This window comes from Cohnella sp. GbtcB17 (assembly GCF_019091135.1).
Lineage (GTDB): Bacteria > Bacillota > Bacilli > Paenibacillales > Paenibacillaceae > Cohnella.
Window position 1 is genome coordinate 87643 of sequence record NZ_JAGXJW010000020.1, and the last position, 9520, is coordinate 97162.

Annotated in this window: 7 protein-coding genes and 1 pseudogene; 7 read left to right on the forward strand and 1 reads right to left on the reverse strand. The window is 61.1% G+C overall.

Going from position 1 to position 9520, the window contains the following annotated elements; all coding sequences use genetic code 11:
• Positions 1-80 precede the first annotated feature (80 nt).
• From KVT38_RS13205 to KVT38_RS13235, 7 genes are all read left to right on the forward strand, one after another.
• On the forward strand, positions 81-896 hold the full coding sequence (locus tag KVT38_RS13205) for a hypothetical protein (protein WP_217594189.1): 816 nt from the start codon (positions 81-83) through the stop codon (positions 894-896).
• A 141-nt stretch (positions 897-1037) separates the two neighbouring features.
• On the forward strand, positions 1038-1916 hold the full coding sequence (locus tag KVT38_RS13210) for an AraC family transcriptional regulator (RefSeq protein ID WP_217594190.1): 879 nt from the start codon (positions 1038-1040) through the stop codon (positions 1914-1916).
• A gap of 484 nt (positions 1917-2400) precedes the next feature.
• Positions 2401-3801, forward strand: coding sequence for an extracellular solute-binding protein (locus KVT38_RS13215; RefSeq protein ID WP_217594191.1), 1401 nt, complete (start codon positions 2401-2403; stop codon positions 3799-3801).
• 91 nt (positions 3802-3892) lie between these two features.
• Complete coding sequence (locus tag KVT38_RS13220) at positions 3893-4786, forward strand: carbohydrate ABC transporter permease (protein WP_217594192.1); 894 nt, start codon at positions 3893-3895, stop codon at positions 4784-4786.
• Positions 4787-4819: 33 nt separating this feature from the next.
• Complete coding sequence (locus KVT38_RS13225; RefSeq protein ID WP_217594193.1) at positions 4820-5701, forward strand: carbohydrate ABC transporter permease; 882 nt, start codon at positions 4820-4822, stop codon at positions 5699-5701.
• 9 nt (positions 5702-5710) lie between these two features.
• Positions 5711-7540: a cache domain-containing sensor histidine kinase gene (locus tag KVT38_RS13230; protein ID WP_217594194.1), complete on the forward strand. Its 1830-nt coding sequence runs from the start codon at positions 5711-5713 to the stop codon at positions 7538-7540.
• Complete coding sequence (locus KVT38_RS13235; RefSeq protein WP_217594195.1) at positions 7537-8739, forward strand: response regulator; 1203 nt, start codon at positions 7537-7539, stop codon at positions 8737-8739. The genes KVT38_RS13230 and KVT38_RS13235 overlap by 4 nt, the downstream gene beginning before the upstream one ends.
• 523 nt (positions 8740-9262) lie before the next feature.
• Here the strand turns inward: KVT38_RS13235 and KVT38_RS34750 are convergent.
• Positions 9263-9520, reverse strand: a pseudogene (locus KVT38_RS34750) (NAD-dependent malic enzyme); the annotation flags it as partial.

Consider the following 9520-nt stretch of genomic DNA (forward strand, 5'->3'; position numbering starts at 1 on the left):
TAATCAAGCTAAAAGCGTTATACTTGGATACGGGATGTGAGTCCGGTCCGGGATCATTCAGACATAAAAGGCGGGATAAGATGGTTTACGCGTTTGTCATTGAGCCGGCGAGCTATGTAGCGTTCGCGGACGAAGCGGAGCAGCTCGACAAGCTGAAGGAATGGGATCTGGTGTCCGAGAAGGCGACCAAGGCCAAGACTTTCTATTATAAAGGCAACGGATTGAAGGAAGCCTGCGGCATCGTCGGCTACGTCGACCATATGACCGCCGTCATCGAGCTGCCGAACAAGCAGAAGCACTGCATTCACCCCTCCTATTTGAAGGAAATGCAAGCGGCGAATTTCGGCCAGCGCTATGCGAGCGCCGCGGAATCGGAGGACGGGGGAGCCGAGCGCGAGGCAGCGGGGGCCGAGCCGGCCGCCGCCGCGGCGAGCCCTGCATCGGCGTCCGGCCCGAGCGCGGCGGCGCCGACGGCAGAGGACGATCTTTCGGCGGCGGATGCGTTCGCTTCGTTTGTCGCTTCGGGCGACGCGGCTCCCGAGGCTCCCGCTGTCGCAGCGGCACCGGCCAAGGCGAAGGCCGGCGCGGCGCGATCGAAGAAGGTGCAGCTACCCGAGGAAAAGGTGAAGCTGACGGCGACCGTCAAGGAATTCACCACGGTGCCCAACCACTTCGCGGACAACGACGACGAGGTGATTATCTACGAGTCGGTCGCGATCGCCGACACGGAGACGGAGCTGGGCGAGGCATGGTCGAGCCATAGCGCCACGCTGAAGAAGCTTGAGCTCGAGGTCGGGGACAAGCTCTCGTTCGAGGCGAAGGTCGTGGCCAAGAAGCTTGCGAAGCATCCGATTCCGTACAAGATCAACAACCCGGCCAAGATCGTCAAGGCATAGCCGGCTATTTGCCGTAAGTCCGGGGAGCCGATACCTCTCTTGTCGTCGTAGTCGTCGTCACCCGTCCGAAGCTGCACCGGAATTGTCGGACCTCTTCGCGCCGGGCCTGTTAATCTTAAAGGCGAAGGGAGGTCGTATCGCATGAACGGACTTGATCGGCTGAACGACGGGCTGGCGTATGTGGAGGCGCATCTCGCCGACGTGGAGGCGCCAGATATCGGGGAGGCCGCGCGGCGGGCTTGCTGCGGCGAGCATCATTTTCGGCGCATGTTCGCTTCGCTTGCGGGCGTGACGCTGACCGAATACGTGAGGCGCCGGCGCCTGACGCTGGCCGCCTTCGAACTCGTCGGCAGCGACGCGAGGATTCTCGATATTGCCGTCAAATACGGCTACGGCACGGCGGATTCGTTTGCCCGCGCCTTTCAGGCGATGCACGGCCTGGCGCCTTCCGAGGCGCGCCGGCTCGGAAGGCCGCTCAAGGCCTATCCGCGAATGACCTTCCGATTGACGATTGAAGGAGGCGACGAGATGAAGTATCGGTTGGTGGAAAAAGAGGCGTTTCGCATCGTCGGCATCATGAAGCGGGTGCCCCTGATTTATGAAGGCGTCAACCCGCACATCGCGGAGTTGTGGGGCCGGTTGACGGCGGATTTGATCGCGGAGCTGAAGGGGCTGTCCGACGTCGAACCTGCCGGGCTGATCAGCGCTTCGGCGAACTTTTCGGAAGGCAGGAAGGACGGCGGCGAAGTCGATCAGTACATCGGCGCCGCGACGACGCGGGCATGCCCCGCGCACTTGACCTCGCTAGAGGTCGCCGCATCGGAATGGGCCGTCTTCGAGGCGGTCGGCGCGTTCCCGTCCGCGCTCCAATCCGTCTGGGGCCGGATTTACGCCGAGTGGTTCCCGTCCTCAAGCTACGAGCTGGCGCCGGGTCCCGAGCTGCTGTGGAACGAGGGCCCGGATACGAGCAAGCCGGACTACCGGAGCGAGATCTGGATTCCGGTGCGAAGAAGACAATAAGAGGCGTGCACGAAGGAATCTCCCGAACCGCGGATCGCGGGGCGGGAGATTTTTTGCTGTGCAGCCGTGTGCGTGTCGGCGGTGAAGAGGAGGAGCCTACTTTGCTGCAAGCGAGAAAAGCACGGTTACAGCGGCGTGCGGGTGGAAAAAGGGAGCTGTAAGCGAGGAAAGCAACGTTACCTAGCTGCGGTCCGTCTGCAAGCGAGAAAAGCGCGGTTACTGCGGCGTGTCAGTGGAAAAAGGGTGCTGCAAGCGAGGAAAGCAATGTTACATAGACACGGTCCGGCAGCAAGCGAGAAAAGCGCGGCTACAGCGGCGTGTCGGTGGAAAAAGGGTGCTGTAACCACAGAAAGTTCCGCCAACCATACCCACGCCATTTTCAAGCCATATTAAGAAAACAAACATCGACTCCTAAGTATACGCATTGTATGCGATTACAGCTGCGAGCATAATGAGGCTATACCAAGTCAAGGGGGATTTGAACATGAATACGACCGGCAAAAAAGTGGCTGGCACCGCGATGGCGGGCTTCCTCGCCGTCAGCCTGGCAGCTTGCGGTTCTTCGAACAACGGCAACAACGGCGACGCGGCGGCTTCTCCGTCGGCATCGGCTTCCTCGACGTCTTCGGCTTCGGCCTCGGCAAGCGCGCCTGCCTCCTCCAGCGCCGCCAGTGGCGAGAAGGTTACGATCACGTTCCAGAACATTTATCCGGACCCGACCGATCCGAAATACAACATGCTGCACAAGATCGTCAAGCAGTACGAGACCGATCACCCGAACGTCCACATCGAGCTCGACTCGCTGAACACCGACCAGCAGAAGCAGAAGCTGAAGACGCAGGCAGCCTCCAACGAAGTGCCGGACATCACGATCGTCAACCCGTCTGCACAGATGAAGCCTTACGTCGACGCCGGCCTGTTCGCGCCGCTGAACGAGATGGTCGAGCAAAACGGTCTGAAGGACACGTTCCAATCGGGCATTCTCGACTACTACACCTTCGACGGCAATCTGTACGCGCTGCCTGACGGCAACAACATCGGCCTGCTGTACTACAACAAGGCGCTGTTCAAGCAAGCCGGCATCGAAGCGCCGCCGGCGACGTTCGAGGATCTGATCGCGGACGTGAAGAAGCTGAAGGATAAAGGCATCCAGCCGATGGCGATCGGCGAGAAGGACACCTGGACCGGCTCGTTCCTGTTCATGAACGTGCTGCTCCGCACGAACGGCGGCCCGGGCTTCCTGCAGGACGTCGTCGACGGCAAAAAGACGTTCGAGGATCCGGCGTTCAAGGGCGCGGTCGATGCCTTCAGCCAGCTTGTGCAGGCTGGCGCATTCCAGGAAGGCGCGACGAGCTTCGACTACAACGCGGGCGAGAACCTTTTCAAGACGGGCAAAGCCGCGATGTACTACATGGGCAGCTGGGCGACGGGCGGCATCGAAGTATCCGACGCGAACAAGGACGGCAACGTCGGCGTGTTCAAGTTCCCGACGGTCGGCGGCAAGGGCGATCCGAACCAGTTCATGCTGGCGCCGGGCAGCGCGTTCGCGGTATCCAAGAACAGCAAGCACCTGCCGGAGACGCTCGACTTCCTGAACTACTTCATGCTGAACTATCCGAAGGAAGCGTTCGCGGTCAAGGGCGCCGTCGGCGTCGCGCAAAAGGTGGACGGCGACTTCAAGGCAGCCGGCTACTCCGACATGGCGATGGAAGTGCTCGCGATGTTCAAGGACGTCACGGGCGGCGACATCTCCTTCGACAACACGATGAACCCGGCGACCTCCCAGGCGCATCTGTCCAGCATCCAGAACCTGTTCGTCTCCAAGGAAGACCCGGCCGCGGTCGCCAAGGAACACCAGCAAGCTTACGAAGACAACAAAGAATAATCGGCCTTGAACGTACGGTTCGAAGGGGGACGCTCGCGTGGCGCCTCCCTTCGCAGCCGTAGCGCCGGAGCCGCTGAAGGAGGCGTCAGCCTTGAATGTACTGAAGGTATCCCGCTGGACGATCGCGGCGTTCGTGCTGCCTTGTCTGCTGCTTTACGTCGGTCTCGTTTTCGCGCCGATCATCGTATCCTTTTACAACGCCACTTTGAACTGGAACGGCATCGGCGTCGCCAAGCACGTCGGTCTCGACAATTTCCACCGCATGTTCACGAACGACTCGGTATTCTGGCCGTCCGTCCGGCGGACGTTCATGCTGGCCGGCTTCTCCATGCTGGTGCAGCTGCCGCTCGCGCTGTTCGTCGCCATTCTCATCAGCCGCTTCGTCCGCAAGCCTAACTTTCTCGTATCGAGCTACTTTATGCCCGTCATCCTGTCCGTCGCCGTCATCGGGCAGCTGTGGAAAACGATCTACAACCCTGCTTCGCAAGGCGGCATGATTAACCAGATCCTCATCAAGCTCGGTCTGGACTCCTGGACGCACGCGTGGCTGTCGGAGCCGAAGGTGGCCATCTACGCCATCATCGTCATCGGGCTGTGGCAGTATCTGGGCTATCACATACTCATTCAATTTACCGGAATCCAGAACATACCGGCCGATATTTACGAACCCGCCAAGATCGACGGCGCCGAAGGCTTCAAGGCCGACCGATATATTACGCTGCCGATGATCGTGCCGATCTTCAAGATCTCCGTCGTGCTCTCGTTCATCGGCTCGCTGCAGTCGTTCGACCTCATCATGGTCACGACGGCCGGCGGACCGGCGCACGCGACGGACGTCCTGGCCAGCCATATGTACAACATCTCGATCCTGTCCCAGAAATACGGCTACGGCAGCGCCATCGCCTGCTTCCTCGTCGTCGTGTGCCTGGCTGCGACGGTCATTATCAACCTGCTCTTCAACCGCATCGAGAAGCGCTACAACTAGTGCCGCGAAAATAGGAAAGGGGGGCGCAACCCCATGAGCCAATCCGCCAGCATCGCCGTCCGGGAGCCTGCCGTCCAGACCCGAAGGCGCGGGTTTTCCTTCAAAAAGACGATCGTATTCGGCTTCTTCGGCGTCCTGCTCGTCACGCAGCTGTACCCGCTGCTGTGGCTGCTCATCTACTCGGTCAAGACCAACGAGGAGATTTTGTCGGGGAGCTTCTTCGCCCTGCCGGCCTCCGTGCAATGGAGCAACTATTCGAACGCGCTCGCGGGCGGCCGTTACTGGCACTACCTGCTCAACAGCGTGATTGTGACCTCGGTCACGATGGTGTGCGTCATTCTGCTCGCGTCGCTCGCCGCCTTCGCGATTACGAGGTTTCGCTGGAAGTACGGCCATATCGTCATGCTGATCTTCCTGATGGGCCTCATGATCCCGCTGCAGAGCACGCTGCTGCCGCTGATGCTCATTTTCAAAAACATCCACGTCCTGAACACGCGCTGGGCGATGATTCTGCCCTATATTGCGTTCCAGATTCCGATCGCCGTCTTCATTATGAGCGGCTTTCTGCGCACGATTCCGCACGAGATCGAGGAGTCGGCCATCATGGATGGGGCGAACGTTTTCCGCATTTTCCGCAGCATCATCCTGCCGGTGTCGGTGCCGCCGATCATGACGGTATGCATCCTGACGTTCATCAACGTGTGGAACGAATACATTCTCGCTGCCACGTTCATCTCCAAGGAAGCGCTCAAGACGCTGCCGTTCGGCGTGTACAGCTTCGTCAGCCAGTATTCGGTCAACTACGGAGCAATCGGCGCCTTCCTCGTACTCGGAGCGCTGCCGGTCATCCTCGTCTACTTCCTGTTGGCCGAGAAAATTACGAAGGGCATGGTAGCGGGCGCGGTTAAGGGATAAGATGAGGGAATGAGAAAAAGATTCCAGTCCATCCACGGCCGCCTGTTCCTGATCTTCCTGTTCAGCATGCTCGGGCTCCTGCTCGTCGTCAGCCTCGTCTACTACCAACGGGCGACCGAACAGATCAGGGACAAGGTCGGCGTCATCGCGGAAAAAAACATATCGCAGACGGTCGGCCTGTTCGAGCTTCTGCTCAAGGGCTACGACAGCGTCACCAAGTCGCTCAACAGCAACAACGAGCTGATGCAGCTGCTGCAGCAGAAGACGCCCGCCGGCTCGCCGGAGGTCAGCTCGGTCAACCGGGAACGGCAGATCACCGATATTCTCGGCGCGATCTTCTATTCGCGGAGCGATATCGTGGGCATCCACGTCATCTCAAGCCAGGGCAAGGTGTACAGCTTCGATCGGTCGATCGGCTCTTCAACGCGGGATTACAAGAAGACCGACTGGTATGCCGAGCTGCAAAAATCCAGGGGAGACATGCGCTGGCTGGGCGTCTATCCGACTGCGCCGCTGAGCGGCGGAATCGACAGTCCCGTGTTCGTCTTCGGCCGCCAGCTGTTCGAGCTCAGCACGATGAAGTCGGTCGGCTACGTGCTGATCGAGACGGAGGAGGACCCGATCCTCTCCGCGCTCTCCAATGCGAGCATCGGACCGGGCAGCAGCGTCGTCATCCGCGACGCGGCCGGGCGCGTGATCGTAAGGACGAAGCCCGAGGCGTCCGAGGCCGGGTCGGAGGCGGAGAGGGAGACGGAGGCATTGCCCGCCAACTGGCCGGGTACGCTGAAAAAGGGCGAGGTCGCCGTCCGCGACCGAGCGGACGCGCTGCTGACTGCCGCACGGATCGGCACGGCGGACTGGACGGTCGTCGGGGTGACGCCCAAGCGCGACCTGAAGCTGGAGCTGAAGCAGACGCAGCGGTTTCTGCTCACGGTCGTCATTCTGCTCGTCGTCGCGGCGACGGCGCTCGCGACGCTCGTGTCGCGCTCGTTTTCCTTGCCGTTCAAGCGGCTCATCCAGCAGATGAAGCAGGTGGAGCTGGGGAACTTTCAAGGGCGGGTGCGCGTCCATTCCTATCAGGAGCTTAACGTGCTCGTAGGCTCGTTCAACCGGATGGTCCATCAAATCGAGGACTTGATCGAACGGGAGAAGCTGTCCTCGATCAGCGAGAAAAACGCTCAGCTTCAGGCGCTGCAATCCCAGGTCAATCCGCACTTTTTGTTCAATACGCTCGACATGATCTACTGGATGCTCGACGAGCGGGAGAATGACCGGCTCGGCAGCCTGATTCTGGCACTGTCGCGAATCTTCCGGTACAGCAGCGACTGGGAGGAAGCGTCCCGCGCACCGCTTCGGCTCGAGCTCGAGCAGCTGCGCCACTATTTGACCATTATCGAGACAAGGCTTGGCGGCCGCGTGAATACGAAGATCGAGGTGGAGGATCGCTGGCTTGGCGCCCAGGTGCCGAAGATGATCTTGCAGCCGATCGTCGAGAACGCCGTGAAATACGGGCTTGAGCCGCTGAGCCGTGAAGGCACGCTCCGGATTCGCTCGGCGGAGACGGAGGATGCGCTTGTCATCGTCGTCGAGGACAACGGCGTCGGCATGGACGAGGAGACGCTCGTCCGGGTGCGGCGGTCGCTCGGGGACGGGGGCGCCGCGCCGGGCGTGCGGGAGGATGCTGCCGGGCGTCGGGGCATCGGGCTTGCGAACGTGCATCGCCGCATCGCTTTGATGTACGGAGAAGGATTCGGGCTGCGGATCGAGAGCGAACGCGAGCGCGGCACGAAGATTTGGGCTTCGTTTCCCAAACCCGCAGAAGAGGGGGATAACCGATGAATATTCTCGTCGTCGACGACGAGGAAGTGATCCGCAGCGGCATCGAGCGGACGATCTCCCGCGGGTTCCCCGAGCATCGGGTGCTGCTCGCGGGCAATCCCGAAGAAGCCGTGGAGGCGCTTCGGACCAAGCACGTCGACCTGGTGCTGACCGACGTGCTCATGCCCGGCATGACGGGACTTGAACTGATGGCGTTCTCCCGCCGCATGCAGCCGCAGGTCAAGTGGGTCGTCATCTCGGCGTACTCCGAGTTCGCGTATGCGCAGGAGGCCGTGCGGCTCGGCGCCAGGGACTATATGCTGAAGCCGATCGGCAAGGAATCGCTGATCGGACTCATCGAAGAGCTCGGACGCGAGATTGCGGAAGAGAGCGAGCGCAACAAAGAAGCCGACCTGATGAAGCGCAATTTGCGGTTCCTCCGGGAAGGCGTTTTTGCGCGCTGGGCGTCCGGACTCGATCTGGGCGGCATCGACGTCGCGCCTTTTACGGAGAGCCACCCGTACTTTAATCTGCTGTTGGTGCGTCTCGATAGCGACGCGGACACGAAGCTGGAGCACTTCATCGTGGAAAACGTGCTGACCGAGCTCATGGACACCGCCGGCAAAGGCTTCGTGGCGAGCATCGACGCACACAGTCTGCTCGGGCTCGTCACGCTGCGTGAGGAGGCCGGCCTCGGACTACTCGTCGACAAGCTTCGCACCCATTTGAAGCGGTACCTGAAGACGCCGTTCCAAGTGCTGTATTCGGGGCGCATCGACGACCTGGCTGCCGTACCTGGCGAAGTGCGCCGCATGCGGAGCGCCTCGGCTGCGCAGGTGTACGATCACTATGCGAGCGGCGGGGAAAAAGCGATCGAGGTCGCGGTGCAGTACATCCACACGCATTACGGCGCGGAGATCAACCTGGAAAAGGTGGCATCGATCGTTTACTTGAACCCGGTCTACTTCAGCCAGCTGTTCAAGCAGAAAACGGGGACGGGCTTCAAGGAATACGTCACCAACCTGCGCATCTCGCGGGCGATGGAGCTGCTGGGCGGCTCGGAGCTGAAAATCGGCGACATCGCAGAGCGCGTCGGCTACCCGGACGTGCGCCACTTCTCGCAGGTATTCCGCAAGAAGGCGGGATGCACGCCGTCGGAGTACCGGCAGGAGGTTCGAGGCGGCGGAGCGGCGGATGGCGACGATACGGAGCTGGAGTAGCAGAGGTGGATGCGGACGATGCCGGGCTGGAGTAGCGGGGGAGTCCGAATAGGGGGATGCGGGCTGCGCCCTGGGTGCTGCGATGAGTGCCAAAAGGCACTAACGCAGGCGTTGCGGGGCTCGGAACAGCGGCGATAAGTGCCAAAAGACACTAACGCGTGCTTGGCGGGGCTTAGAGCAGCTGAGATGAGTGCGAAAAGGCACTAACTCAGCTTGGGGGGGCTCGGAGCAGCGAGGATGAGTGGCAAAAGGCAATAACGCGCCATCCGGAGAGCTCGAAACTGCGCCGATGAGTTCCACAGGGCACTAACGTGGCCGCCGCCAGCCGGAAAAATCGGCTAATTCGGCCTCGACCGCACTATTAAAGCCGCCACTAGCCGGAAAAACCGGCTAACTCGGGCTCGAGCTGCCCGACCCTCTTAGCACCAGCTGCCCCAGCAGCCGGCAATGCCACGCTCCGCACCAAAAACCGTTCCTGACCCGAGGCGCATCGCGCCGTCGGCGTCCGGAACGGTTTTTTGGGTTACGTGCGGAAGTCCGCAGGGACGCGCCTCGCAACGCCGGTGCGGATAGCTGCCGCGATCACGGCTTTGCGCACGCTGGCGACGACCTGTTCGTTGAAGATGCTCGGGATGATGTAAGTTTCGTTCAACTCGCCGTCGGTCACGACTTCCGAGATGGCGAGCGCGGCGGCCATCTTCATCTCTTCGTTGATGCCGGCGGGCCGGCGGCGCACCGCCCCCCGGGAGGCGGCCGGGCGCACCCCCACCACGCTGGGCCG

Excerpts from the sequence above, each read along its gene's own strand:
- KVT38_RS13205 (WP_217594189.1), top strand. The coding sequence starts at position 81 with ATGGTTTACGCGTTTGTCATTGAGCCGGCGAGCTATGTAGCGTTCGCG.
- KVT38_RS13210 (WP_217594190.1), top strand. The coding sequence starts at position 1,038 with ATGAACGGACTTGATCGGCTGAACGACGGGCTGGCGTATGTGGAGGCG.
- KVT38_RS13215 (WP_217594191.1), top strand. The coding sequence starts at position 2,401 with ATGAATACGACCGGCAAAAAAGTGGCTGGCACCGCGATGGCGGGCTTC.
- KVT38_RS13225 (WP_217594193.1), top strand. The coding sequence starts at position 4,820 with ATGAGCCAATCCGCCAGCATCGCCGTCCGGGAGCCTGCCGTCCAGACC.
- KVT38_RS13230 (WP_217594194.1), top strand. The coding sequence starts at position 5,711 with ATGAGAAAAAGATTCCAGTCCATCCACGGCCGCCTGTTCCTGATCTTC.
- KVT38_RS13235 (WP_217594195.1), top strand. The coding sequence starts at position 7,537 with ATGAATATTCTCGTCGTCGACGACGAGGAAGTGATCCGCAGCGGCATC.